Annotated in this window: 20 protein-coding genes; 9 read left to right on the top strand and 11 right to left on the bottom strand. The window is 71.5% G+C overall.

What is annotated here, in order from left to right; translation table 11 throughout:
• Positions 1-1,159, top strand: a 1,159-nt coding sequence (locus SM757_RS15195) for a pseudouridine synthase (protein ID WP_322466102.1), incomplete at its 5' end; no start/stop codon positions are given.
• A 118-nt stretch (positions 1,160-1,277) separates the two neighbouring features.
• Here SM757_RS15195 and SM757_RS15190 read toward each other — a convergent pair.
• The 4 genes from SM757_RS15190 to SM757_RS15175 form a co-directional block, all read right to left on the bottom strand.
• Entirely contained in the window at positions 1,278-1,577 is a 300-nt protein-coding gene (locus SM757_RS15190; RefSeq protein ID WP_066336785.1) for a hypothetical protein, read from the bottom strand.
• Positions 1,578-1,718: 141 nt separating this feature from the next.
• Entirely contained in the window at positions 1,719-2,099 is a 381-nt protein-coding gene (locus SM757_RS15185; protein ID WP_322466101.1) for a response regulator, read from the bottom strand.
• A 13-nt stretch (positions 2,100-2,112) separates the two neighbouring features.
• Complete coding sequence (locus SM757_RS15180; RefSeq protein ID WP_322466100.1) at positions 2,113-3,957, bottom strand: histidine kinase famiy protein; 1,845 nt, start codon at positions 3,955-3,957, stop codon at positions 2,113-2,115.
• 77 nt (positions 3,958-4,034) lie between these two features.
• Positions 4,035-5,819, bottom strand: a complete 1,785-nt coding sequence (locus SM757_RS15175; RefSeq protein WP_157118968.1) for a PAS domain-containing sensor histidine kinase — start codon at positions 5,817-5,819, stop codon at positions 4,035-4,037.
• Positions 5,820-5,998: 179 nt separating this feature from the next.
• Between SM757_RS15175 and SM757_RS15170 the strand changes: the two genes are divergently transcribed.
• Both SM757_RS15170 and miaA read left to right on the top strand, forming a co-directional pair.
• The gene (locus tag SM757_RS15170; RefSeq protein ID WP_322466099.1) at positions 5,999-7,198 is read left to right on the top strand and encodes a multidrug effflux MFS transporter; all 1,200 of its coding nucleotides are present in this window, start codon (positions 5,999-6,001) and stop codon (positions 7,196-7,198) included.
• The gene (gene miaA / locus SM757_RS15165) at positions 7,195-8,160 is read left to right on the top strand and encodes a tRNA (adenosine(37)-N6)-dimethylallyltransferase MiaA (RefSeq protein ID WP_322466098.1); all 966 of its coding nucleotides are present in this window, start codon (positions 7,195-7,197) and stop codon (positions 8,158-8,160) included. The genes SM757_RS15170 and miaA overlap by 4 nt, the downstream gene beginning before the upstream one ends.
• Here the strand turns inward: miaA and SM757_RS15160 are convergent.
• Positions 8,144-8,590 carry a PH domain-containing protein gene (locus tag SM757_RS15160; RefSeq protein WP_066336796.1) on the bottom strand — a complete coding sequence of 149 codons (447 nt, stop codon included), beginning with the start codon at positions 8,588-8,590 and terminating at the stop codon, positions 8,144-8,146. The genes miaA and SM757_RS15160 overlap by 17 nt on opposite strands.
• A 226-nt stretch (positions 8,591-8,816) precedes the next feature.
• Positions 8,817-9,128 carry a chorismate mutase gene (locus SM757_RS15155; RefSeq protein ID WP_322466097.1) on the bottom strand — a complete coding sequence of 104 codons (312 nt, stop codon included), beginning with the start codon at positions 9,126-9,128 and terminating at the stop codon, positions 8,817-8,819.
• 176 nt (positions 9,129-9,304) lie between these two features.
• Between SM757_RS15155 and SM757_RS15150 the strand changes: the two genes are divergently transcribed.
• The 4 genes from SM757_RS15150 to SM757_RS15135 all read left to right on the top strand — a co-directional run bounded on the left by SM757_RS15150 (position 9,305) and on the right by SM757_RS15135 (position 15,700).
• Positions 9,305-9,958 (top strand): ABC transporter ATP-binding protein, encoded by a 654-nt coding sequence (locus tag SM757_RS15150; RefSeq protein ID WP_322466096.1) that lies wholly within the window; start codon positions 9,305-9,307, stop codon positions 9,956-9,958.
• A complete protein-coding gene (locus SM757_RS15145; protein ID WP_322466095.1) occupies positions 9,955-12,453 on the top strand; it encodes an ABC transporter permease in 2,499 nt (832 codons plus the stop codon). The genes SM757_RS15150 and SM757_RS15145 overlap by 4 nt, the downstream gene beginning before the upstream one ends.
• A gap of 339 nt (positions 12,454-12,792) precedes the next feature.
• Entirely contained in the window at positions 12,793-14,355 is a 1,563-nt protein-coding gene (locus tag SM757_RS15140) for a sulfatase family protein (protein WP_322466094.1), read from the top strand.
• A 163-nt stretch (positions 14,356-14,518) separates the two neighbouring features.
• The gene (locus SM757_RS15135; protein ID WP_407655762.1) at positions 14,519-15,700 is read left to right on the top strand and encodes a lipocalin-like domain-containing protein; all 1,182 of its coding nucleotides are present in this window, start codon (positions 14,519-14,521) and stop codon (positions 15,698-15,700) included.
• Here SM757_RS15135 and SM757_RS15130 read toward each other — a convergent pair.
• The 5 genes from SM757_RS15130 to SM757_RS15110 form a co-directional block, all read right to left on the bottom strand.
• Complete coding sequence (locus SM757_RS15130; RefSeq protein ID WP_066335614.1) at positions 15,655-16,473, bottom strand: GGDEF domain-containing protein; 819 nt, start codon at positions 16,471-16,473, stop codon at positions 15,655-15,657. The two genes, SM757_RS15135 and SM757_RS15130, sit on opposite strands and share 46 nt — an antisense overlap.
• A 239-nt stretch (positions 16,474-16,712) precedes the next feature.
• Complete coding sequence (locus SM757_RS15125; protein WP_407655761.1) at positions 16,713-18,347, bottom strand: DHA2 family efflux MFS transporter permease subunit; 1,635 nt, start codon at positions 18,345-18,347, stop codon at positions 16,713-16,715.
• Positions 18,348-18,372: 25 nt separating this feature from the next.
• Positions 18,373-19,749 carry an HlyD family efflux transporter periplasmic adaptor subunit gene (locus tag SM757_RS15120; protein ID WP_322466092.1) on the bottom strand — a complete coding sequence of 459 codons (1,377 nt, stop codon included), beginning with the start codon at positions 19,747-19,749 and terminating at the stop codon, positions 18,373-18,375.
• A gap of 47 nt (positions 19,750-19,796) precedes the next feature.
• Positions 19,797-21,236 (bottom strand): efflux transporter outer membrane subunit, encoded by a 1,440-nt coding sequence (locus SM757_RS15115; protein WP_322466091.1) that lies wholly within the window; start codon positions 21,234-21,236, stop codon positions 19,797-19,799.
• Positions 21,233-21,811, bottom strand: a complete 579-nt coding sequence (locus SM757_RS15110; protein ID WP_084267414.1) for a MarR family winged helix-turn-helix transcriptional regulator — start codon at positions 21,809-21,811, stop codon at positions 21,233-21,235. The genes SM757_RS15115 and SM757_RS15110 overlap by 4 nt, the downstream gene beginning before the upstream one ends.
• A 92-nt stretch (positions 21,812-21,903) precedes the next feature.
• Between SM757_RS15110 and SM757_RS15105 the strand changes: the two genes are divergently transcribed.
• Complete coding sequence (locus SM757_RS15105; RefSeq protein WP_322466090.1) at positions 21,904-23,715, top strand: ABC transporter transmembrane domain-containing protein; 1,812 nt, start codon at positions 21,904-21,906, stop codon at positions 23,713-23,715.
• A gap of 114 nt (positions 23,716-23,829) precedes the next feature.
• A complete protein-coding gene (locus SM757_RS15100; protein ID WP_066335622.1) occupies positions 23,830-24,501 on the top strand; it encodes an OmpA family protein in 672 nt (223 codons plus the stop codon).
• Positions 24,502-24,518 lie beyond the last annotated feature (17 nt).

Below are 24,518 nucleotides of genomic sequence, written 5' to 3'. Positions count from 1 at the left end.
TGCCGACCGCCCCCAGCGCGAGGAGCGTGGCGGCTTCCACGGCGAGCGTCCGCGCCGCGACGAGCGCCCCGCTTTCGGCGACCGCGACCGCGGCGGCTTCGGTGGCCCCGGCCGGCGCGACGAGCGCCCGCAGCGCGAGGAAGGCGGTGGCTTCCATGGCGACCGCCCGCGCCGCGACGAGCGCCCCGCCTTCGGTGACCGTAACCGCGGCGGCTTCGGCGACCGCCCGCAGCGCCCCGAGCGCGGCGGCTTCCACGCCGAGCGTGCCGCGCGCGACGAGCGCCCGGCCTTCAACCGCCGCAGCCCTGCCCCCGGCCAGCCCGTGCCGCAGCGCCGTATCGAGGCCGACGAGGCCCGCTCCCGGAGCTGGGATGCACCGGCCAGAGGTGAGGACGACGACGCCGAACCGGCCGCCGTCGCCCAGGGCGTGCGCCTTTCGAAACACCTCTCCGAGCAGGGTCTGGTGTCGCGCCGCGAGGCCGACGACTGGATCGATGCCGGCTGGGTGAAGGTGGACGGCAAGATGGCCGTGCTGGGCCAGCGGCTGATGCCGGGCCAGGTCGTGGAGATCGACGACGCCGCACGCCAGGCGCAGGCCAAGCGAGTGACCATCCTCATCAACAAGCCCATCGGCTACGTCAGCGGCCAGGCCGAGGACGGCTACGAGCCCGCCGCCGTGCTGGTGACGGCCGAGAACCACTGGAGCGAGGACCCCTCGCGCCTGCGCTTCCACCCGGGCCATGGCCGCCATCTGGCACCCGCCGGGCGGCTGGACATCGACTCCACCGGGCTGCTGGTGCTCACCCAGGACGGCCGCATCGCCAAGCAGCTCATCGGCGACGAGACCAAGGTGGAAAAAGAGTACCTGGTGCGCGTGGAATACCAGCACCCCGGTCGATTGCCCGACCGCGACCTGGAACTGCTGCGGCACGGCCTGGAGCTCGACGGCAAGCCGCTCAAGCCCGCGCAGGTGAGCTGGCAGAACGAGGACCAGTTGCGCGTCGTCCTGCGCGAAGGCCGCAAGCGCCAGATCCGCCGCATGTGCGAAGCCGTGGGCCTCAAGGTCGTGGGCCTCAAGCGCGTGCGCATCGGCTCCGTGGTGCTGGGCAAGCTGCCGCCGGGGCAGTGGCGCTACCTCGGGGACTTCGAGAAGTTCTGACGAGACATGCAAAGGCCCCGCCGCCTGACGGCGCCGGGGCCTTGCTGCGCGGGCAGCGCCGTGCGCTGCCGCGAAGGTTCAGGACAAGAGGGACTCCTTCAGGAGACCCTGGGGACGATCAGCCCCGGTCGGCGCGCGCCGCGCGCATGCCGCTGCGGTTGTGGTCCATGGTGCCCGTGCCGTTGACGGTGTGGGCCGGGGTGGCTTCGTTGGCGTTGTTCTTGTTGACGTTGACATCGACCGCACCCTTGGCGTTCTTGCCCACGTCCACGTCCACGCCCGGAACGCCGCGGTCCATCTCGGCCTTGGCGGCCGGCGTGCCGGTGCCCACATTGGACTGGTCGGCGGCTTGCGCGGCGCCGGACAGGGCCAGCAGCGCAACGGCAGTGGCGGCAAGGGTGTTGCGGATCGTGCTCATAAGGTGTGCTCCTCTAGTGGCTGTGGATCGATCAATCGGCCCCGGGCGCTGATCACGCCGGCTTGGGCAGCTCCCGGGCCGTGCTTGTCATTGGGCAATGGGCGTGCCCGAGGCCGCATGAACCTCCATGCCGTTACCCCCTCAACCACCCGCCTCCGCCTCGCCGCCGCCCTCCTGCGCCAGCATCTCCTCCACCTGCCGGTTCAGCAGCGCGAGGTTGACGGGCTTGACGAGGAAGCTGGTGCAGCCATGGATCAGCGGCTCGTCGCCCGCGTAGCCGGACATCATGATGATGGGCAGCTGCGCACGGCGCCGGCGCAGCTGCATGACCAGGTCGCGACCGCTCATGCCCGGCATGCTCAGGTCGGAGATCACCAGGTCGGCCGGGTCGGCCGCCTCCAGCGCCAGCGCCTGCTCGCCGTTGCCGGCCACGCTCACGCGGTAGCCCATGCTCTCGAAGTAGTACTGGAACACCGCGGTCACGTCGGCCAGGTCGTCGACGATGAGGATGTGCTTGGGCATGGGGCGAACGCTTTCAGCCTTGCTGTTCGTGACGGGAGCGCCGCCGCGGCGGCGAGGGTGGCGCGGCCTCGCAGGCGCAGCCCTGGGCGGCCTGCAGGCCAGGCCTGGACGGCGGCGGCGCATCGCTCCCTGCGCCGGCGTGCACCAGCGCGCGCACGCGCTCCAGCAGCTCGGCCTGCCGGTAGGGTTTGCTCAGCACCGGGTCGCGGCTGCTGCCGTGGCCGGCCAGCTCTTCGGCATACCCCGTGGCCAGCAGCACGGGCAGCCCCGGCTGGCGCCGGCGCGCGCGCTCGGCCAGCACCAGGCCGTTCATGCCGCCGGGCATGATGACGTCGGTGAACAGCAGGTCCACATGGCCTTGCCGCCCAAGCAGCTCCAGCCCCGCCTCGCCGCTGGGCGCGCTGAGCACGCGGTAGCCCTGCTCGCACAGGCAGTGCTCGGTCATGAGCCGCACGTCCTCGTTGTCCTCCACGAGCAGGATGGTGGCGCCGCCGTCGTGGTCGGCGGCAGGGCCGGCAGCCTCGCCGGCGGTGGCGGCCTCCTGGGCGCCGCCTGACGCCGCACCGGCCTCGCCGCGCCACAGTGCCGGCGCCCCCAGATGCGGTGCCTCGGCCGGAAAGATCATGCGCACCGTGGTGCCGCGGCCGGGCTCGCTGGTGATCTCCAGCCGGCCGTGCGACTGCTGCACGAAGCCGTGCACCATGGCCAGGCCCAGGCCCGTGCCGGGCTCCTTGGTGGTGAAGAAGGGCTCCGTGGCACGGCTGGCCACCTCGGCCGGCATGCCCTGGCCCTCGTCCACGACGCACAGCACCACGTGCGGCCCGGGCGGCAGCGGCGGCACCCGCGGCCGGCTGCCCTCCTCCAGCAGCATGGTGCCCACGCTCACGCGGCCGCCGCCGGGCATGGCGTCGCGCGCGTTGATGAGCACGTTGAGCAGCGCCATCTCCAGGTGCGTCGGGTCTAGCCGGCAGTGCGGCAGCCCCGGCTTGAGGTCCAGCCGCAAGTCCACCTTGTCGCCCAGGGTGCGCACCAGCATCTCGCTGAATTCCACCACCAGCGCGTTGAGGTTCACGCGCCGCGGCTCCAGGCGCTGCTTGCGCGCAAAGGCCAGCAACTGCTGCGTGAGCTTGCCGCCCTTCTCCGCCGCGCGCTGCGCCTGGCGCACGCAGCGCAGGCCCAGCTCGTCCTGGCGCAGCCGCATGGCGGCGATCTCCAGGTTGGCCGTGACCACCTGCAGCAGGTTGTTGAAGTCGTGGGCCAGCCCAGCGGTGAGCTGGCCTATGGCCTCCATCTTCTGCGCCTGGCGCAGCGACAGCTCGAAGCTGCGCCGGCGCGAGATGTCCACCTGCGAGGAGAAGTAGTAGAGAAGCCGGCCCTCGGCGTCGAAGACCGGCCCAATGAACAGCGCGTTCCAGAACGGCGTGCCGTCGGCCTTGTAGTTGACGAGGTCCACGGCCACGGCGCGGTGCTCGGCCAGGGCCTCGCGCACCTCGGCCACGGCGTCGGGGTCGGTGTCGGGCCCCTGCAGGAAGCGGCAGTTGCGGCCCAGCACCTGCGCTTCGTCGTAGCCCGTGAGGTCCAGGAAGGCGCGGTTGGCGAAGACCACGGGGTTGTCCGGCTGGTTGGGGTCGGTGATGACCATGGGCATGCGCGTCATCTCTATGGCGGCAAAGAACACGTTGCCGCGCTCGTCCAGCCCGGGCTGGCTGATGAAGCCGGCCTGCCAGTGCCGCACGCCGGGCCCGCCCGTGGGGTTGCAGGCATTGCCCTCCACTTCGCCGGCAGCAGGCAAGCCTTGGCTGCCGCCCTGGTCGTCCAGCGGCCTGTCGTCGTCTTCAGCCTTGCTGCCCGTGGTCATCGCTGCTCCAACTGCTTGATTTCAAATGGGTAGTTGCCCCGGGCCAGTGCAAGCGCGGTGCCCGGGCGGGCCCTCGCTCAGCGCGGCGCAGCGGACGCATCCTGCAGCGGCAGCGAGATCTCCACGGCAAAGCTGCTGCCCTGCCCGGGCACGCTGTGCAGCGACAGCGTGCCGCCCATCACGTCCACCAGGCGGCGGACGATGGACAGGCCCAGGCCCGTGCCGCCGAAGCGCCGCGTGGTGGAGCTGTCGGCCTGCATGAAGGGCTCGAAGATGCGCACGCGCTGCTCGGCCGAGATGCCTATGCCGGTGTCGCGCACCTCGAAGCGCAGCAGCGCCCGGCCGCCGTCCTGCTCGCGGGCGGCCACGCCCAGCGTGACCTCGCCGGACGGCGTGAACTTCACGGCGTTGCCCAGCAGGTTGAGCAGCACCTGTTTCAGGCGCAGCGGATCGCCCAGCAGCGGGCCGGGCCAGGTGGGCTCGGCGGCGGCGCCGGTGTCCAGGCGCAGCTTCAAGCCCTTGGCCGTGGCCTGCGGCTCGACCATGGCGCACAGCGCGTGCAGCAGCGGGCCCAGCTCGAAGGGCACGGACTCCAGGTGCATCTCGCCGGCCTCGATGCGCGAGAGGTCCAGCACGTCGTTGGTCAGCGCCAGCAACTGCTCGCCGGCCTGCTGGATGTGGCCTATGAAGCGCCGCCCGTCCGGAGACAGCTCCATGCGCGCCATGAGCTGGCTCAGGCCGATGACGGCGTTGAGCGGCGTGCGTATCTCGTGGCTCATGTGCGCGAGAAAGGCGCTCTTGGCGCGGCTGGCCGCCTCGGCCTGCGCGGTGCGCTGGCGCAGCGTTTCCTCCAGCGCCTTGCGCTCGGAGAGGTCGGTGAGCACGCCCAAAAAGCCCTTGGGCGCGTCGCGGCCGTCGCGCAGCACGCTCAGGCTCAGCAGCACGGGCACGCGCGAGCCGTCGGCGCGCACGCAGCTCCACTCCTGGCCGGACTCGGCGCCGGGCCGCGACGGCTCGTCGTCCACGCGGCGCGAGGGCCACAGCACGCGCAGGATGTCGGCCGGCAGCGTGCGGGCGCGCTCGCGCAACTGCGCGGGTTCGAAGAAGTCCAGCACGCGCAGGCCCAGCGCCTGGCTGGCGCTGATGCCCAGCAGCTCCTGCGCGGCGCGGTTGATGGTGGTGATGCGCCAGTGCAGGTCGGTGGCGACGATGGCGCTGGCCGCGCTGTCCAGCACGGTGCGCATCTCGCGCGAGCGCTGCTGCATGCGCTGCTCCAGCAGCTCGCGCGCGGTGTGCTGCTCGTGCACGTCGGTGGCCACGCAGAACCAGCGCCGCGGCCCGCCGCCGGCCTCGGCCAGGGGCTCCACGCGCACGAGGTGCCATCTGTAAACCCCGTCGTGCCGGCGCAGCCGCAGCTCCTGCACGAAGGCCAAGCCCGTGTCGGCGGCGTGGCGCCAGTGCGCGCGGGCCACGGGGCGGTCGTCGGCATGCATGCAGTCCACCCAGCCCTGGCCCAGGGCCGCGGGCTCGGCCTGGCCGGTGTACTCGCTCCAGCGGCGGTTGAACCAGTCGGCCTGCGCGCCGGGGCCCACGCGCCACAGCAGGTCGGGGACGAGCTCGGACACGGCCTGGAAGCGGGCCTGGCTGTCGCGCAGCGCGGCCTGCACGGCCTCCACGTCGGCGTCGCCGCTGCGGCGGCGCTCCGGCGGTGGCGGCAAGGGGCCCACGTGATCGCCGGCCGCGGCAGGCGGCGCCACCGGCGGCCCGTCACCGGCCCCATCGGAGTCGGCGGCGTGCTTCAGGAAGCGCTTGGAGGACGCTGGGGCGCGCCGGGCGTGGGGGACTTGCGAGCCTAGGGACATGGGCAGCGGGTGCGGGCGGCAGACGAATCCGGCCACAGAGCAAACGGCGTGCCTGCCTGCGGGATTGACGGCGCGGGCCCTTCTGGGGCTGGCGGGCCGTGCGCGGCTGCTACGCTCGCGCGATGTCCGCAAAACGCAGTCCCCTGAGCAATACGGCCCAACCCGCAGCCGCGGCGCCCGTGTCCCCCGCCGTCGTGGCCGTGGCGCTGGCGCTGCTGATGGGCCTGCAGCCTGTGACCACGGACCTCTACCTGCCCGCGCTGCCGCGCCTCACCCGCGCCTTCGAGGCGAGCACGGCGCAGAGCCAGCTCACCATGTCGGCGCTGATCCTGGCCTTCGGCATGGGGCAGCTCTTCTGGGGACCGGTGGCCGACCGCTTCGGCCGCCGCCCGGTGCTGCTGCTGAGCCTGTCGCTCTACACCGCCGCGAGCCTGGGAGCGACGCTGGCGCCCGCCCTGGCCTGGCTGGTGCTGTGGCGCACGGTGCAGGGCGCGGCGCTGGCCGCGGCCGTGGTGTGCGCCCGCGCCATGGTGCGCGACCTGTACGAGCCCAGCGAGGGCGCGCACGTGATGTCCAAGGGCATGTCGGGCCTGGGCCTGATCGCCATCGCCTCGCCCATGCTCGGCGGCACGCTGGCGGCCACGCTGGGCTGGCGCGCGCCACTGGGCGCGGTGGCGGCCATAGGCGCCATCGCGCTGCTGTTCGTGGCGCGGCAACTGCCGGAGTCGCTCGCGCACCGCAACCCGCAGGCGCTGCGATTGAAACCGCTGGCCGCCGCGGTGCGCGAGGTGCTGGGCCACCGCACCTTCCGCGCATGGTCGGCGCTGGTGGCCTGCACCTACGGCGGGCTGTTCGCCATCCTGGCGCTGTCGTCCTTCGTCTACATCGAGGTGCTTGGGCTCACGCCCGGCCAGTACGGCGTGGCGCTGGCCTCCGGCTCGGTGGCCTACCTGCTGGGCACCTTCTTCTGCCGGCGCTGGCTGCTGCGCCACGGGCTGGACGGCGCCGTGCGCCGCGGCGCGGGGTTCAGCCTGGCCGGCGGCCTGTCCATGGCGGGCCTGGCGCTGGCGGGCGTGCAGGAGGTGTGGGCCGTGCTGCTGCCGCAGTGGCTTTACGCCTTCGGCCACGGCATCCACCAGCCCTGCGGGCAGGCCGGCGCGGTGGGGCCCTTCCCGCGCATGGCGGGCGTGGCCTCGGCGCTCAACGGGTTCGTGCTGGCCAGCACCGCCTTCGTGGTCGGACTGTGGGTGGGCCACGCCATGGACGGGACGACCCGGCCGCTGGGCCTGGTGCTGGGCGTGTTCGGCATCGCCACCGCCACGGTGGGCTGGACGCTGGTGCAGCGCCACGGCGTGCCGGCGCGGGCGCGCACGGCATGAGCGCGGCGGGCCTGGACGGGCTGCGCGCCCTGCCCTGGATCGCCCTGGCCGGCCCAACGGCCAGCGGCAAGACCGCGCTGGCGCTGGACCTGGCCGAGCACCTGGCCGCGCGTGGGCTGCCGGCGGAAATCGTGAGCGTGGATTCGGCGCTGGTCTACCGCGGCATGGACATCGGCACGGCCAAGCCCACGGCGCAGGAACGCGCGCGCGCGCCGCACCATCTGCTGGACCTGATAGCGCCCACGCAAGCCTATTCCGCCGCGCAATTCGTGGCCGACGCGCAGGCCGCCATGGCAAGAATCCGCGAGCGCGGCGCGCTGCCGCTGCTGGTGGGCGGGACCATGCTGTACTTCAAGGCGCTCATAGACGGCCTGGACGACATGCCGCCCTCGGTGCCGCCGCTGCGCGCGGACATAGAAGCCCAGGCCGCCGAGCAGGGTTGGGCCTTCATGCATGGCGAGCTCGCCAAAGTGGACCCGGTGACCGCCGCGCGGCTGGCGCCACTGGACGCGCAGCGCATTTCGCGGGCGCTGGAGGTTTACCGCGCCAGCGGCCGGCCGATATCGAGCTTCCACCGCGAAAAGAAAGCCAAGGCACCGGAAGGCCCCTTTTTCTCGCTGGAGCCGGAAAACCGCGCGTGGCTGCACGAACGCATCAATTTGCGTTTCGAGCAAATGCTGCAGGCCGGGCTGGTGGCGGAAGTCGAGGCGCTGCGCGCGCGCGGCGACTTGAATATCGAGCTGCCCTCCATGCGCTGCGTGGGATACCGGCAGGTGTGGGAGGCGCTGGACGCCGGATTGTCCGGCGCGCCCTTGCGACGTCAGGTCTTGGAAACCGGCAGCGCCGCGACGCGGCAATTGGCCAAAAGGCAGCTCACCTGGCTGCGCAGCATGCCGTGGCGAATTTCCATTGCCTGCGACGCGGCACAGCCGCTGCATGCGCTGCTCAGCCGGGTCGCGTGAAGCTGCTGCGCTTCATGCGCGAATACAGCGCCGCCATGAATTCCGTTCGCGAGCGCGGCGACACCAGCATCAATTCCCGCCCGTAGCGTATTTCCACGCGCCGCAGCGACAGTGCCGGCGCCGAGGCCGGATTGAGGCTGAGCATGATGGACTTGATTTCCTGATAGGGAATTTCCCATCGGCGCATGCCGCTGCACACCAGCAAATGGTCCGGCATGAGGATGTAGCGGCAAGGCAGCACCATGACGCGCAGCGCCACGGCCATGAGCAAACCAATGCCCCAGGCGGCGGGAATACCGTCCACGGTGGCTTCATAAATCACCGCGCCGAAGGCCAGCAGCAGCGCCGCTGCGAGCCAGATGTCCACGCGCGTGGAGTAAGTGACGGGTTGCGCGTCGGATGAAACATCGCCGAACCGCTCAGCAGCCATGACTACTTTTGCCTTGAACTGGTAAATCCTGAAATACCGGTACGCGACCGGCGCCATCACTGCTCATGCAGGCGGGAAAATCCGCGGGCACATGATGCCTGCAAGCCGTTCGAAAGCTTTAGGTCCAGGCAGTTGTTCGTCCGGCGCTGAGCGCAAATAACAGGGGCATGGCGCGAATCCCCGAAAAACGTGAACTATTACCGGGCCCGGCAAAGGCGGCGTTCGGTCAATCGCCGGACGCGGAGCCGGCCAGTCGGGCGTGCTCGGCCATTTCCGCCTCGATGAAGGCCGCGATCATGGCCCGGTACACCTTTTCCGTGACGTCAGGATTGGCACCCAATTCCCCGGCCAATGACTTGACCTTGGCAATCACCTGCTCCACGCGCTGCGGCGCCTTGACGTCGTCGGTGGTCTTCTTGAATTTTGCCGCCTGTTTTACATAGCCGCCACGCTCGGCGACGAGGGCGACGATCTGTCGGTCCAGGCGGTCAATTTGGGTGCGGACTTCTTCGAGGGATTCACAAATCGCTGTCATCATTTGAACAACATCCAATCAAAAAAACACACACCCCAATATTTATATTGGGCCATCAATATTTTACAAGGCAAAAAGCGCAAGCCGATTGACTGCGCAATCACCGTAGACCACAAAACACGGCCAGGCCTTCCCTTTGCCCTTACAGTGGCGCCGTCCGCAAATGGCTCCACGAATCCATGCTGTCCCTCCAAGCCCTTGAAAAACGCTATGCCGACACCCCCGTTTTCACCGGCGTGGACCTGAAAGCGAGTCAAGGCGAATTCATCGCGATATTAGGCGAATCCGGCGTGGGCAAATCCACGCTGCTCAATTGCATCGCCGGGCTGGACCAAGCCGATGCCGGCCGCGTGGTGCTGGACGGCGTGGACGTGTTCAGCCTGGGCGAGGAGGCCCGCGCGCGCTGGCGCCGCGAGAAGCTGGGCTTCGTGTTCCAGGCCTTTCACGTGTTGCCGCACCTGAGCGTGGCGCAGAACGTCGGCTTGCCGCTGCTGCTGCTCAAGCGGCCGGACGCGGCCCGGGTGAAGCACATGCTGGCCGTGGTTGGGCTGCAAGGGTTCGACGAGCGGCTGCCGCGTACGCTCTCGGGCGGTCAACTGCAGCGCGTGGCCATCGCCCGCGCGCTGGTGCACCGCCCGGCGCTGCTGCTGGCCGACGAGCCCACGGGCAACCTAGACCCGGCCACGGCCGAGCGCGTGATGACGCTGCTGCTGGAGCAGGCCCGCGCGGAAGGGGCCATCTGCCTGCTGGTGACGCACTCGCAAACGGCCGCGGCGCGCGCCGACCGCGCACTGCGCCTGACGGCCACGGGCTTCGAGGCGATGCACCCGTGATCCCCCTCTTCCGCCAACTCGTCCTCCCCGAATGGCGCCACCACCCGTGGCGGCTGGCCGTGGCGGTGCTATCCGTGGCCTTGGGCGTGGCGCTGGCGTTTTCCGTCCAGTTGATCAACCGCTCGGCCCTGGACGAGTTCGCCAACGCCGCGCGCGCCGCCGCGGGCGAGCCCGACGTCTCGCTGCGCAGCCCCGCCCAAGGGGCGCTGGAGGACGCCTGGTTCGAGCGCGTCGCCCTTTCTCCCCTGGTCCAGGCCGCCAGCCCGGTGCTGGAAATCGACGCTGCCGCGCTGGACGCCGCCGGGCAGCGGCTGTCTTTGAAACTCCTGGGCGTGGACGCGCTGCGCGTGGCCCCGCTGGGCGCGGCCCTCATGCCCGTGCCCATCAAGGGCTCCTCACTCACCGCCGTCCTGGAGCCGGACGCCGTCTTCCTCAATGCCGCGGCGCTGCAGCGGCTGCACCTGTCGCCCGGCGACACGCTCACGCTGCAGTGGGGTTTGCAAAAGCTGCCGCTGCGCATCCAGGGCACGGTCACGGCGGGCGGCGCGCCGCTGGCGGTCATGGACTTGTCGGCGGCACAGGCGCGCTTCGCTTCCGGAAAGCTCTCGCGCGTGGACATCCGCCTGGCCGGCGGCGCCGACGCGCGTGCGCTGCGCCAGGCGCTGCAGTTGCCGGACGGCCTGCAGCTCGCCGAACCGCAGGCGGCGGCACAAAAGGTCAGCGACCTCTCCCGCGCCTACCGCGTCAACCTGACCGTGCTGGCACTGGTGGCACTGTTCGTGGGCGGCTTCCTCGTCTTCTCGGTGCTGGCCCTGTCGGTGGCGCAACGCACGCCGCAACTGGCGCTGCTGGGGGTGCTCGGCCTGTCGGCCCACCAGCGCCGCGGCCTGGTGCTGGCCGAGTCGGCCGCCATTGGCGCGTTGGGCAGCGTGCTGGGTCTGGCCCTGGGAACCGCACTGGCCGCGGGCGCGCTGCGCTGGCTGGCGGGCGACTTGGGCGGCGGCTACTTCCCCGGCATCGCGCCGCGGCTGCAGTTCTCGGTGCCGGCGGCGCTGGTGTTCGGCGCCCTGGGCGTGGTGGCCGCCCTGGCCGGCGGCTGGTGGCCGGCACGGCTGGCGCAGCAGATGGCGCCGGCCCAGGCCATCAAGGGTTTGGGCGGCTCCGTTCCCGCCGCGCCGGCCTGGCGCGCGCCCGCCCTGCTGGCCCTGGGCGGCTTGATGGCGCTGGCCCCGCCCGTGGCCGGGCTGCCGCTGCCGGCCTACGTGTCGGTGGCGCTGCTGCTGTTGGGCGGCATCGCCTGCGTGCCGGCGGCCGTGGCGCTGCTGCTGGCGCGGCTGCAGCCCCGCTCGGCCCTGCCGCTGCTGGCGGTGCAGCGCGCGCGGCACGAGCAGCATGCGGCCAGCGTCGCCATGGCGGGCGTGGTGTCCAGCCTCGCGCTGGCGGTGGCGCTGACGGTGATGGTCGCGAGCTTCCGCAACGGCGTGGCCCAGTGGCTGGACGCGGTGCTGCCCGCCGACCTCTACGTGCGCAGCGGCACGCAGGGCCAGGGCGATACGGCCTTCCTGCCGCCGGAGTTCGTCACCGCCGCCGCCCGCGTGCAGGGCGTGGCGCGCGCTGACGGGCTGCGCGTGCGCCCGCTGCAGCTCGACCCGGCCCGTCCAACGGTCAGCTTGGTGGCACGGCCCCTGGCGGATGCCTCGCGCGACCTGCCCATGCTGGGCCGCCCGCTGCCGCCGCAAGGCACGCTGCCCGCCGTGTACGTGAGCGAGGCCATGGTGGACCTCTACGGCGCCCGCCCCGGGACGACGCTGAAGCTGCCCCTGGGCGGCGCGCAGCCCGTGCAGGTGCAGGTGCTGGGCGTGTGGCGCGACTACGCGCGGCAGTTCGGCGCCGTGGCCATGGAGCTGCGCGACTACAGGCGGCTCACGGGCGACGCGCGCGTCAACGACCTGGCGCTGTGGCTGGCGCCAGATGCCTCGGCGGACGCCGTGCAAGAGCGGCTGCGCGCGCTGTCACCGGAGGCAGGGCTGCTGGAATTCGCCCTGCCGACACAGATTCGCGGCATCTCGCTGGGTATTTTCGACCGCAGCTTCGCCGTCACTTACTACCTGCAGGCGGTGGCCATAGGCATTGGGCTGTTCGGCATCGCGGCAAGTTTCTCGGCACAGGTGATGGCGCGGCGGCGCGAATTCGGCCTGCTCGCCCACCTGGGCTTTACAAAGCGCCAAGTGGTGGCGGTGGTCGGTGGCGAGGGAGCGGCGTGGACGGCGGCGGGGGCGCTGGTCGGCCTGGGGCTTGGGCTGCTGGTGAGCGTGGTGCTGGTGAAAGTGGTCAACCCACAGAGCTTCCACTGGACCATGGAACTGCTGCTGCCTTGGTCGCGCTTGGGCGCGCTGTGCGCGGCGGTGGTGGCGGCGGGCACGCTCACGGCGGCCTTCAGCGCCCGCGCCGCCGCCGGGCGCGATGCGGTGCTGGCCGTCAAGGAGGACTGGTAGGGCAGCACGCGCCGGGAGCGCAAGGCCTTCCACGCGCCTCGCAGGGCCTAACACACGACAGCCCGCCTTCGGGGGTTGGCCGCCGCGGCCCACCCTTGCTTGCAGGCGTGCAATTGCGGGCATGAACCGTGTACCCACCCCCTTTAACTCCAGCAAATTCAATAGATCTGAAGCAACGCTTACGAATTGTCGGGATATTCAAGCTCACTCGAAAACTAAAACACCTTCGCTCACACCAGCAGATTCCTTGCCCGCCTCAATGCGCCCCATTTACGGGCACCAGAGCTGTCGGAGAATGAATTTGCTGTATTTCCTCAAATGCACAAGGAGCGAAACAAGATGAATTTGTCCCGAGTTTCCTGGCGGCTGCTGGTGCCGGCCGCGGCGGCGCTGGCGGCGCTGTCCATGCCGGCCGCCGCGCAAAAGCCCAACATCCTGTACATCCTCGTGGACGACATGGAACACGAGCTGTACCAGTACATGCCCAAGACAAAGCGGCTGATCGAGGACCAGGGCGTGCTGTTCGACCAGAACTTCACCAGCCTCTCTCTGTGCTGCCCCTCGCGCACCACCACGCTGCGTGGCCAGTATTCGCACAACACCGGGATATTCACCAACGTCTGGCCCACCGGGGGCTTTGCCAAATTCCACGCCGACGGCCTGGAAAATTCCACCATCGCCACCTGGTTGCAGCGCGGCGGCTACCGCACGGGGATCATCGGCAAGTATCTCAACGGCTATCCCAATTCCGACGTTGGCCCGCTCTACATTCCCCCGGGCTGGAATTACTGGTGGGTTCCCAATGGGGGCACGCCTTACGCGCAATACAACTACAGCGTGAATTTCAACGGCCGCACGGTGAGCTACGGCAACACGGCGCCGGACCATTTCAACGACGTGGCCACGGCGCAGGCGGTGAGCTTCCTGCGCGAATCGGCCAACGACCCGGCCAAAAAGCCCTTCTTCCTGTTCTTCACGCCCACGCTGCCGCACGCGCCGGCCACGCCGCCCAAGCGCTACAAGAACATGCTGCTGGACGTGAAGCTGCCGCGTAAGCCGTCGTTCAACGAGGCCGACATCAGCGACAAGCCGCGCTGGCTGCGCAAGCTGCCGCTGCTCACCGAGGACGAGATCGCGCGCATGCAGACGCTCTACGTCAAGCGCCGCCAGTCCATGCTGGCGCTGGACGACATGGTGGAGACGCTGGTCAACGAGCTGCAGGCCTCGGGGCAACTGGCCAACACCTACGTGTTCTTCTCCTCGGACAACGGCTGGCACCAGGGCGAGCACCGGCTGCCCGCGGGCAAGTCGCGGCTGTACGAGGAGGACATCCGCGTGCCGCTGTCCGTGCGCGGCCCTGGCATCCCGGCCGGGCGCGTGGTGAGGAAGCTCTCGGCCAACGTGGATCTGGCGCCCACCTTCGCCGCGCTGGGCGGCGTGGCGGCGCCGGACTTCGTGGACGGGCGCTCGCTGGTGCCGCTGTTCAAGGGGCCCAATCCCGCCACCTGGCGCCAGGCGCTGCTGCTGGAAAGCCACACCGGCCTGGCCGGCGAGGCGTCGGAGCTGGCGTCGGCAGGCGCCACCACCGAGCCTGGGCTGCTGGAGCCTGACGACATGAACGCCAACTCCGCCGCCCTGGCGCCGGCGCCCGCGCACGTGTACCGCGGCCTGCGCACGGCCTTCGGCTCCACGTTCGCGCTGTTCGACATCGGCGATGCGGAGTACTACGACCTCTACCTGGACCCGTACCAGATGCAAAACCGCTACAGCACCATGAACGCCGAGCTGCGCACGGCGCTCACCAACCAGCTCACCGCCATGCGCAACGCCAGCGGCGCCGCGCTGCGCGCCGCTGAGGAGGTGCCCGCCGGCCGCCGGCCGGCCGCCGCCGGCGCCAAGTGACGCCTCGCGCCTGACCCTGTTTTGGGGTGCGCTGCCGGGGCCTCCCGGGCAGCGTCTTGCAGGGCGCCGGTCTCCCGTCCGCGTTGGGCGAGGGACCGGCGCTTTTTTGCGAGCCGGCCTGGGCGGCGCCCTCCCCCGCGGCGGGCCTTCGCGGCTCCGTAGGATGCCGCCCATGCTTTCCCGCCGCCTGCTCCTGGCCGCCGCGCTGCCGGCCACCTGTCCCAGCCTTTGCACGGCCGCAACCGCGGCCGGCGCGCCGCGCGCAACGCCTGCCGCTCCTGCCGTCCCCATCGACGCCATTGACGCCATCGACAGCCGCATCACCCCGCGCCCGCTGGACTTCCCGCGCGACTTCGGCGCGCACCTGGGCGTGCGCACCGAGTGGTGGTACGCCACGGGCACGCTGCGCACGGCCGCGGATGAGACGCTGGGCTTTCAGCTCACGTTTTTCCGCAGCCGCACGGGGCTGGCCACGCAGGACGCCGGCCGCTTCGCGCCGCGCCAGTTGCTCTCGGCCCACGCGGCGCTGAGCGACTTGCGCGCGGGCCGCCAGCGCCACGCCCAACGCCTGGCGCGCTGGAACGAAGACCCCGCCGCGCCGCTGGCCGCGGCCTCGGTGCGGGACACCGACGTCTTTCTGGGCGACTGGTCCTTCCGCCGCGAAGGCGGTGCCGGCGCCAGCCGCTACCGCGCCCGCCTCTCCGACCGCGACGCGGGTTTTGCCTACGAGCTGGACCTGAACGCCACCCAGCCGCTGCTGCTGCAGGGCCGCGCGGGCTTCAGCCAAAAGGGGCCGGACCCCAGCGAAGCCAGCCACTACTACTCCGAACCGCACCTGGCGGTGAGCGGCACGCTCTGGCGCGGCGAGCGCCGCGAGGCCGTGCAGGGCCGCGCCTGGCTAGACCACGAGTGGAGCATCGCCTACCTGCACCCCGACGCGGCGGGCTGGGACTGGATAGGCATGAACCTGGACGACGGCGGCGCGCTCATGGCTTTTCAAATTCGCCGGCGCGACGGTTCAACGATGTGGGCCGGCGGCGCCTTTCGCCCGGCGGGCGGCGCGGCACGGGATTTCGGCCCTGGCGAGGTGATGTTCACCCCGGGGCACACTTGGCAAAGCCCAACGTCGCAGGCGCGCTACCCGATGGAGTGGACGGTGCAGACGCCTTCAGGAAGCTTCAAGGTGCGCGCGTTCATGGACGCGCAGGAGCTCGATGCGCGCAACTCCACGGCCGCCATCTACTGGGAAGGCCTGTGCGAGCTGCAGGACGCCGGCAGCGGCCGCCGCGTGGGCGGCGGCTACTTGGAGATGACGGGGTACGCCTCGCCGCTGCGCCTGGGCTGAATCGGCGCGGCGCGCACGCAGTTGCGGCCGGCTTCCTTGGCCGCGTGCAGGGCGCCGTCGGCGTCCGAAATGAGCGACTCCAGCGTCGCGTGGCCCACGCCCAGCGAGGCCACGCCCACGCTCACCGTGGTGCCCACGGCGGCGCCGTTCCAGCTGACCTGCAGCGCGGCGATGGTTTCGCGTATGCGCTCGGCCACGTCCAGCGCGCCCAAGGGGTCGGTCTGCGGCAGCAGCACCGCCACCGACTCGCCGCTGAAGCGCGCCAGCAGGTCGGGGCTGCGCAACTGGCGGCCGCTGGCCTGGACGATCTCGCGCAGCAGCGCGTCGCCGCAGGTGCGGCCATAGCGGTCGTTGATGTTGCGGAAGCGGTCGGCGTCCACCATCAGCAGCGCGCAGTCGGCGTCGTAGCGGCGGGAGCGGGAGAACTCGCGCTCGGACACGTGCATGAACCAGTCGCGGTTGAAGGCGCCGGTGAGCTCGTCGCGCGTGGCGCGTACCTCCAGCGCCAGGTTCTGCTTTTCAAGCTGCCGCAACTGCTGCAGCAGCGGCAGCGCCAGCAGCGGCGGCAACACGCCGCACAGGCCCGCGGCCAGCAGCAGCGGCGCCCAGCCGGCCGTGCCGCCCAGGGCCATCTGAGTGCCCCAGGCCAGCGACTCGCAGGCCGCAACACTGGGCAACAGCAGCAACAAGGCCGAGCGCCGGGGTCCCAGGCCCAGCAGCAGGCGGCTCCAACGCTGCCGCCGGGAACGTTCGGAAGGGGTGCGTGCTTGCATGGGAAAAGTATCCATTGGGCCAGAGAGCGCAAATCCCAAGACCTGCCAGACGCAGGACGGCATGCGGCTGCGGCAAACGGCGGGCCAGTGCCAGCCCCCAATTTACAGGCAGGCGCGCCACCCTGACGCCCGCACGGACCCGCGGGCCGGCCTGGGCTTCACAGTTCACAGAAGGGACACAAGCCCCCGGGCACGCGCCGGGGTGCTTGTGTCCGCCACCGTGCACGCGCGACGCTTATTCAGTGCGCGCCGCCCGCATCCGCACCGGCCGCGCCGCGCGCCGGGCGCTTGGTGAACCAGATCAGGACGATGAGCAGCAGGAACAGCCCGGCAGAGGCAAGAAAGATGTCGTCCGCCGCACGCGTGTAGGCCTGTTGGTCCACCAAGCGGTTGATCTGCCCCCAGGCCTGCTCGGCCGTGAAGCCGTTGGCCTGCATGCCGGCCACGGCGTCGGCCGCCGCGCTGCTGCCCTGGCCCATGGTTTCGGCGTACTGCGCGTGGTGCAGCGTGGCGCGGTTGCTCCACAGCGTGGTGGCGATGGAGGTGCCCATGGCGCCGGCGGTGATGCGCACGAAGTTGCTCAGGCCGGCGGCGGCCGGTATGCGCTCCGGCGGCTGGCCGCTCAAGGTCAGCGTGGTCAGCGGGATGAAGAAGAAGGCCATGGCCGCGCCCTGCATCAGCGTGGGCACGAGGATCTGGACGAACTCCGTCTGCGTCGTGAAGTGCGAGCGCATCCACAAGACGACGGCAAAGCCGATGAAGGCAGCCGTGGCCATGCGGCGCGGGTCCCAGACGCTGACCTTCTTGCCTACCAGCGGCGTGAGCAGGATGGCCAGGAAGCCCACCGGCGCCAGCGCCCAGCCCGCGGCCGTGGCGGTGTAGCCCATCCACTGCTGCAGCCACAGCGGCATGAGCACCACGTTGCCGAAAAACACGCCGTAGGCCACCGACAGTGCCAGCGCGCCGAAGGCGAAGTTGCGCCCCGAGAACAGCCGCAGGTCCACCACCGGGTGCTCGGCGGTGAGCTCCCACACGATGAACACGGCCAGGCCCACCACGGCCAGCAGCGCCAGCAACACGATGAGGCTGGAGGAGAACCAGTCCTCCTCCTGCCCCTTGTCCAGCATGAGCTGCAGCGCGCCCACCCAGACCACCAGCAGCGCCAGGCCCGTCTTGTCTATGGGCAGCTGGCGCGTGGGCGTCTCGCGCTCCTTGTAGATGCCCCAGGTGACGGCCGCGGCGGCCAGGCCCACGGGCACGTTGATGTAGAAGATCCAGGGCCAGGCGATGTGGTCGGTGATCCAGCCGCCCAGGAGCGGCCCGGCCACGGGCGCCACCAGCGTGGTGACGCCCCACAGCGCCAGGGCGGTGCCGGCCTTCTCGCGCGGGTAGCTGGCCAGCAGCAGCGTCTGCGACAGCGGGATCATGGGGCCGGCCACCGCGCCCTGCAGCACGCGGAAGGCGATGAGCATTTCCAGCGAGGGCGCGAAGCCGCACAGCCACGAGGCCAGGACGAACAGCAGCACGCTGGCCGTGAACAGGCGCACCGCGCCGAAGCGCTGCGTGAGCCAGCCCGTGAGCGGCACGGAGATGGCGTTGGCCACGCCGAAGCTGGTGATGACCCAGGTGCCCTGCGTGGGGCTCACCCCCAGGTCGCCCGCGATGGCCGGCAGCGACACGTTGGCGATGGAGCTGTCCAGCACGTTCATGAAGGTCGCCAGCGACAGCGACAGCGTGCCCAGGACGAGCGCGGTGCCGTGCAGCGGCGGCGGCGGCACGTAGCGCGGCGCGCCGGGCGCGGCGGCGGCCGGGGCCGTGCCGGTGCCCGGCTTGGGCGCGTCCGCCCCGGGGGCGGTGGTGGAAGCGGCGCTCACAGCGTGATCCTTGTGTCTTGATGCCTCACTGCGCCACGGCCGTGCGCGCCGGCGCCGAGGCCACGCGCGCGGCGGCCTGCGTGGCACCTTGGGCGGGGCCGGAGCGGTTCACGGCGGCGGCCGGGCGCGCCGCGGCGGCCTGCCCCAGGTTGGCGGCGATGATGCGCTGCACGTCGGCCTCGGCCTCCCGCTCCTGCGGCGTCATGCCGGAGGCGCCGCCGCCATGGCCGGCCGCGTCCACCGCGCCGCTGGCCGCGCCCTCAGGGGCCGAGGCCGCGCCACCGGCGGCCGCGGGCGCCGCGCCGCGCGGCGTGTCGGCCAGCACCTTGCCGCTCTGGTCGCGCACGTCCACCGTCACGTCCATGGACAGGCCCACGCGCAGCGGGTGCTCCTGCAGCTCCTTGGGGTCCAGCGCTATGCGCACGGGCACGCGCTGGACGACCTTGATCCAGTTGCCCGTGGCGTTCTGCGCCGGGATGAGCGCAAAGGCCGCCCCCGTGCCCGCGCCCAGGCCCACGACGCGGCCGTGGTACTCGACCTTGCTGCCGTAGACGTCGGCCTCCAGCGTGGCGCTCTGGCCGATGCGCAGCTTGCGCAACTGCACTTCCTTGAAGTTGGCGTCCACCCAGCTCTGCCCCAGGGTCACGACGGACATCAGCGGCGCGCCGGCCTGCACGCGCTGGCCCAGTTGCACGCTGCGGCGGGCGACGTAGCCGTCCACCGGCGCGGACAGCTCGGTGCGCTGCAGCGCCAGGTGCGCCTCACGCACGCGGGCGGCGGCGCGCGTCACGTTGGGGTGCTCCTGCACGGGGGTGTTGTCGGTAAGCGCCTGGCTGGAGGCGAGCTGCTCGCGCGCGGCCTGCACGGCGGATTCGGCCGCGGCCACGGCGGCCTGCGCGGCGGTGCGCTGCGCCAGGGCGTGGTTGAACTCCTCGCGGCCCACGGCGCCGCTGGCCAGCAGCGGCTCGCGGCGGCGCACGTCGTCCTGCACGCGGGCGAGCTCGGCGCGGGCGCGCTCGGCATCGGCTTGGCGCAGGGCCACCTGGGCCTGTGCGGCGCTGTTGTTGGCGTAGAGGGTGCGCACCTCGCGCACGGTCTGCGCAAGCTGGGCCTGGGCCTGCTCCAGGGCGACGCGGGCATCCGCCGCGTCGAGCTTGACCAGGGGCTGGCCGGCGCGCACGAAGTCAGTGTCCTGCACCAGCACCTGCTGCACGGTGCCGGCCAGCTGCGGCGTGATCTGCACCACGTCGGCCTGCACGTAGGCGTTGTCGGTGTTCTCGTAGCGGCTGGCCACCATGAGGTGGTAGCCGCCATAGGCCAGCCCGGCCACGGCCACGACGGCGGCGATGGCGGTCAGGCCCTTCTTGCGCTTGGCCAGCCGCTGTTCCTTTTGGTCGCTCATGAGAGTCTCTTTTCGCTGTATTCGGTTGCTCGTTGGGCCGGCTGCAATCAGCGCGCGGCCGCCACGGGTTGCGCGGCGCCCTCGCCGCCTTGCCAGCCGCCGCCCAGGGCGCGCAGCAGGGCGACTTGCGCTTCCAGGCTGCGCGACTGCAGCTCGGCGGCCAGGCGCCGTTGCGTGAGCAACGGGCCTTCGGCGCTGAGCACGGTGAGCTGGCTGGACAGGCCCGCGCCGTAGCGCTGCACGGCCAGCCGGTAGGCGGCCTCGGCGCTGTCCTGCGCGGCGGCCTGCTCGCGGCGCTGGGCCTGCAGCGACTGCAGCGTGGCCAGCGCGTCGGCCGCCTCGCGCACGGCCTCCAGCAGCGCGTTGTTGTAGGAGAGCACGGCCGCATCCAGCTCGGCCTGGCGGCCGTGCAGGTTGGCGCGCAGCCGGCCGGTGTCGAAGATGGGCAGCGTGATGGCCGGCCCAACGCCGTACTGGCGGCTGCCGGCTTCGACCAAGCGGTCCAGGCCGATGGCGTTGAAGCCGATGAAGGCCGTGAGGTTGACGTTGGGATAGAACAGCGTGCGCGCCACCTGGACGTCCTGCGTGGCGGCCTCCACGCGCTCGCGCGCGGCCACGATGTCGGGGCGGCGGCCCAGCAGGTCGGCGCCCAGCACGGCGGGCTGCTGCAGCGGCTGCAGCGCGGCCAGCGGGGCGTTGAGGCCCTGCAGTGCCTGCGGCGGTTGCGCCGTCAACGCGGCAAGCTGGTTGCGGGCCAGGGCGATCTGCTCGTCGAGCTGCTCGATCTGCAGCCGCGCCTCCGGCAGGCCGCCTTCGCTCTGGCGCAGCTCGACGTTGGTGTCCAGCCCGTTGCTCACGCGCTGGCGCACCAGCTCCAGCAGCGACTGGCGCTGCGCCAGCGTCTGCGTCGCGACCTCGCGCTGGGCCTGCAGCCGCGCCAGGCCGACGTAGGCGCGCGTGACCTGCGAGGCCAGCAGCACGCGGGCCGCGGCGGCATCGGCCTGCGCGGCACGGCCGGCGCCCAGTGCCGCGGCCAGCTCGGCGCGGTGGCGGCCGAAGAAGTCGAGGTCCCATTGCAGGCCGGCCTGCAGCGTGGCCGTGGTGCGCACGCTGCCGGCCAGCGGCGGCGGATAGATGCCGTGCTCGGTGAAGCGCTGGCGCGTGGCGTCAAAACTGGCCTGCGCGCTGGGCAGCAGCGCGGCGCCGGCGGCCTCGTTCGCGGCGGCGGCACGCGCGATGCGCGCCTGCGCGGCCTGCAGGTTGGGCTGCTCGGCCAGGGCGCGCTCCACCAGCGCGTCGAGCTGCGCGTCGTTGAAGGCGCGCCACCAGTCAGGCGCCACGGGCAGCGGCGTGGCGGCGTCGGCCTGCAGGCCCACGGCGGCGGGCTCCAGCAGTTTCACCGGCGGCTTGGACGGCCCCGGCGTGGCGCAGCCGGCCAGGAAGATGGCGGCCGCCAGCGCGGCGGCCCTGAGGGCAAAGGGCTTCATTCGGTGTCGTCTTCCGGGAAAAGACTGGACGGGGCGCTGGTCTGCAGCGCCTCGGCATTGACCAACATGCGGCGCAGCAGCACCAGCAGCGTTTGCCACTCGTCGTGGCTGAAGCCGACCAGGTGGTCGTTGAGCACCTGCGACAGCACCTTGGGCACTTCGCCGGCCACGCGGCGCCCTTCCTCGGTGAGGCTCACGTGCACCACGCGCCGGTCTTCCGTGCTGCGGCAGCGGCTGATGAAGGCCTTTTTCTCCAGCCGGTCCAGCATGCGCGTGGCGGCGCCGGGGTCCACGTTGAGGTCGCGTGCCAGCGTGGCGACGGTGACCGGTGCGTCCTTGTTCTTGAGCAGCAGGAACAGCGGCATCCACTGCCCATGCGTGAGCCCATGCGGCACCAGCCGCTCGTCCGCCAGTTGGGCGATGGACTGCATGACGCGGCGCATGAGGTAGCCCACGCTGTCCTGCGCGCAGTAGCCGCCGCTGTAGAAGGTCACGGGCGACGGTGCGGCAGCGTCGGCGGCCGGTGCGCCGGCTGCAGGGCCGGCGGGTGCGGAGGTGGAATCGGTATCAGACATGACGGACGCGACAATAATTGCCTAGACAATCTTTGTCAAGGCAAGAGCCCATGACCGACCGGGGTCGGCGGGGCGGCTTCTACACTGGCGGGATGGCCCGCAATCGAAACAAGAACCAGGACGGCGAGCGTCCCCGCGGCCAGCGCGTGGGGACGCTGGCGGCGTTGCAACCTTTTTTGAAGCCCTACCGGGGGCGCATGGCGCTGGCGGCGCTGCTGCTGGTGTGCGCGGCGGCGACGACGCTGGTGTTCCCCATCGCCTTGCGCGGGCTGATCGACCAGGGGCTGGTGCCGGCGGACCCGGGCGGTCGCATCCTGGCGCTGCGCGGCAGTTTCCTGGCGCTGTTTGGCGTGGGGGCGGCGCTGGCGCTGTTCTCGGCCGGGCGCTTCTACATGGTGACCTGGCTCGGTGAGCGCGTGACGGCGGACCTGCGTGCGGCGGTGTACGCGCGCGTGCTGCGCCAGGCGCCGGCCTTTTTCGAGCACACGGCCACGGGCGAGGTGCTCAGCCGCCTCACCACGGACACGACGCTGGTGCAGGCGGTGGTGGGATCGAGCCTGTCCCTTGGGCTGCGCAACAGCGTGATGGGGCTGGGTGCGCTGGGCATGCTGGTGGTGACCAACCCGCGGGTGATGACGCAGGTGCTGGGCGTGCTGGTGCTGGTCGTCCTGCCCTCCATCTACTTCGGCCGCCGGGTGCGGCGGCTGTCGCGCGCCAGCCAGGACCGCGTGGCCGACAGCAGCGCCATTGCGGCCGAGGTGCTCAACGCCATGCCGGTGGTGCAGTCCTATGGGCAGGAGGGGCGCGAGGCGCGGCGCTTTGCCGACGCCACGGAGGCCGCCTTCGACACCGCGCGCAAGCGCACGCGGGTGCGGGCCTTCCTGGTGGCCTTCATCATCGCGACGACCTTCGGCGCGCTGCTGTGGGGCCTGTACCAGGGCACGCAGGCGGTGGTGGCCGGGCACATCACGGCGGGCCACCTGGGGCAGACGGTGGTGTACGTGATCATCCTGGTGGGCAGCGTGGCGGTGCTGTCGGAAGTGCATGGCGACCTCCTGCGCGCCGCGGGCGCCACCGAGAGGCTGATGGAGCTGCTGCACGCCGATGCGGCCATCGAGCAAGCCGCTCACCCGCGCGCGCTGCCGCCGGCGCACGGGGGCTCGGCGGTGAAGTTCCAGAACGTGCGCTTCGAGTACCCGTCGCGGCCGGGCCAGCCCTCGCTGGACGGCGTGTCGCTGGACATACGCCCCGGCGAGACGGTGGCCCTGGTGGGGCCCAGCGGCGCGGGCAAGAGCACGCTGCTGCAGTTGCTGCTGCGCTTTTACGACCCGCAGCAGGGCCGCATCACGCTGGACGGCGTGGAGCTGCGCGAGGCGTCGCTGGAAGCGCTGCGCGCGCGCATTGCACTGGTGCCGCAGGACAGCGTGGTGTTCGCGGCCAGCGCCTTGGAAAACATCCGCTACGGCCGGCCGGAGGCGAGCGACGCCGAGGTGATCGCCGCGGCAAAAGCCGCCCATGCGCACGAGTTCATCAGCGCCCTGCCCGAGGGCTATTCGACCTTCCTGGGCGAGCGCGGCGTGCGCCTGTCGGGCGGCCAGCGCCAGCGCATCAGCATCGCGCGGGCCCTGCTGAAGGACCCGCCGCTGCTGCTGCTGGACGAGGCCACCAGCGCGCTGGACGCGGAGAGCGAGCGCATGGTGCAGGCGGCGCTGGAAGGCGCCATGCGCGGGCGCACGACGCTGGTGATCGCGCACCGGCTGGCCACGGTGCAGCGGGCCGACCGCATCGTGGTGCTGGACGGCGGGGTGATCGTGGACAGCGGCACGCACGCCGAGCTGGTGCAGCGCGGGGGGCTGTACGCGCGGCTGGCGTCCATGCAGTTCGACCTGCGCCCGGCGGCGTAAGCCGAAAGGCGCCCTCGCGCGTTGTCTTGTGGGCACGCCGGCTGCTGCCGCGCGTGAACGGTGCGCGCACTGCAGCGCGTGCCGACATCCCAATCTTCAGAGGAGAAATTGCGTATGAGTATCCGAGTGCGTGCTGGACTGCGTCCCGTGGCCGGCCTGCTGGCCGCGGCCGTGGTGTTGAGCGGCTGCGCCGACATGAACATGAGCGACCGCCAGAAAGGCACCGCCATCGGTGCCGGTGCGGGCGCGGTGGCCGGCGCGGTCATAGGCAACGCCACCGGCGGCCACAACACCACGCGCGGGGCCGTCATCGGCGGCGCGCTGGGGGCCATCGCCGGCAACGTGTGGTCCAAGCGCATGGAGGACAAACGCGTGGCCATGCAGCAGGCCACGCAGGGCACGGGCATCGAGGTGAGCCGCACGCCCAACGAGGAGCTGCGCGTGAACGTGCCCGCGGACTTCAGCTTCGACGTGGGCCGCGCCGACATCAAGCCGCAGATGCGCCCGGTGCTGGACCAGTTCGCCAGCGGGCTGGACGCGCGGCAGATCGTGCGCATCGTCGGCCACACCGACAACACCGGCAGCGACGCCATCAACAACCCGCTGTCGGTGAACCGCGCCAACGCCGTGCGCGACTACCTGGTGATGCGCGGCGTGCCCGCGGCGCGCATCACCACCGAGGGCCGCGGCAGCTACGAGCCCGTGGCCGACAACACCAGCGAGGCCGGCCGCGCCCGCAACCGCCGCGTGGAACTGTTCCTGCGCGACCCGCAGCCGGCGGGCTGATCGCCCAACGGCGGGCG

Origin of the sequence: Azohydromonas lata (assembly GCF_034427735.1) — a bacterium.
GTDB classification, from domain to species: domain Bacteria; phylum Pseudomonadota; class Gammaproteobacteria; order Burkholderiales; family Burkholderiaceae_C; genus Azohydromonas; species Azohydromonas lata.
This window is presented reverse-complemented; position numbering and strand designations above follow the sequence as displayed.

Bases quoted from the DNA above. Each gene is read 5' to 3' on its own strand.
- SM757_RS15190 (WP_066336785.1), bottom strand. From the start codon at position 1,577: ATGAGCACGATCCGCAACACCCTTGCCGCCACTGCCGTTGCGCTGCTG.
- SM757_RS15185 (WP_322466101.1), bottom strand. From the start codon at position 2,099: ATGCCCAAGCACATCCTCATCGTCGACGACCTGGCCGACGTGACCGCG.
- SM757_RS15180 (WP_322466100.1), bottom strand. From the start codon at position 3,957: ATGACCACGGGCAGCAAGGCTGAAGACGACGACAGGCCGCTGGACGAC.
- SM757_RS15175 (WP_157118968.1), bottom strand. From the start codon at position 5,819: ATGTCCCTAGGCTCGCAAGTCCCCCACGCCCGGCGCGCCCCAGCGTCC.
- miaA (WP_322466098.1), top strand. From the start codon at position 7,195: ATGAGCGCGGCGGGCCTGGACGGGCTGCGCGCCCTGCCCTGGATCGCC.
- SM757_RS15160 (WP_066336796.1), bottom strand. From the start codon at position 8,590: ATGGCTGCTGAGCGGTTCGGCGATGTTTCATCCGACGCGCAACCCGTC.
- SM757_RS15155 (WP_322466097.1), bottom strand. From the start codon at position 9,128: ATGATGACAGCGATTTGTGAATCCCTCGAAGAAGTCCGCACCCAAATT.
- SM757_RS15150 (WP_322466096.1), top strand. From the start codon at position 9,305: ATGCTGTCCCTCCAAGCCCTTGAAAAACGCTATGCCGACACCCCCGTT.
- SM757_RS15140 (WP_322466094.1), top strand. From the start codon at position 12,793: ATGAATTTGTCCCGAGTTTCCTGGCGGCTGCTGGTGCCGGCCGCGGCG.
- SM757_RS15135 (WP_407655762.1), top strand. From the start codon at position 14,519: ATGCCGCCCATGCTTTCCCGCCGCCTGCTCCTGGCCGCCGCGCTGCCG.
- SM757_RS15130 (WP_066335614.1), bottom strand. From the start codon at position 16,473: ATGCAAGCACGCACCCCTTCCGAACGTTCCCGGCGGCAGCGTTGGAGC.
- SM757_RS15120 (WP_322466092.1), bottom strand. From the start codon at position 19,749: ATGAGCGACCAAAAGGAACAGCGGCTGGCCAAGCGCAAGAAGGGCCTG.
- SM757_RS15115 (WP_322466091.1), bottom strand. From the start codon at position 21,236: ATGAAGCCCTTTGCCCTCAGGGCCGCCGCGCTGGCGGCCGCCATCTTC.
- SM757_RS15110 (WP_084267414.1), bottom strand. From the start codon at position 21,811: ATGTCTGATACCGATTCCACCTCCGCACCCGCCGGCCCTGCAGCCGGC.
- SM757_RS15105 (WP_322466090.1), top strand. From the start codon at position 21,904: ATGGCCCGCAATCGAAACAAGAACCAGGACGGCGAGCGTCCCCGCGGC.
- SM757_RS15100 (WP_066335622.1), top strand. From the start codon at position 23,830: ATGAGTATCCGAGTGCGTGCTGGACTGCGTCCCGTGGCCGGCCTGCTG.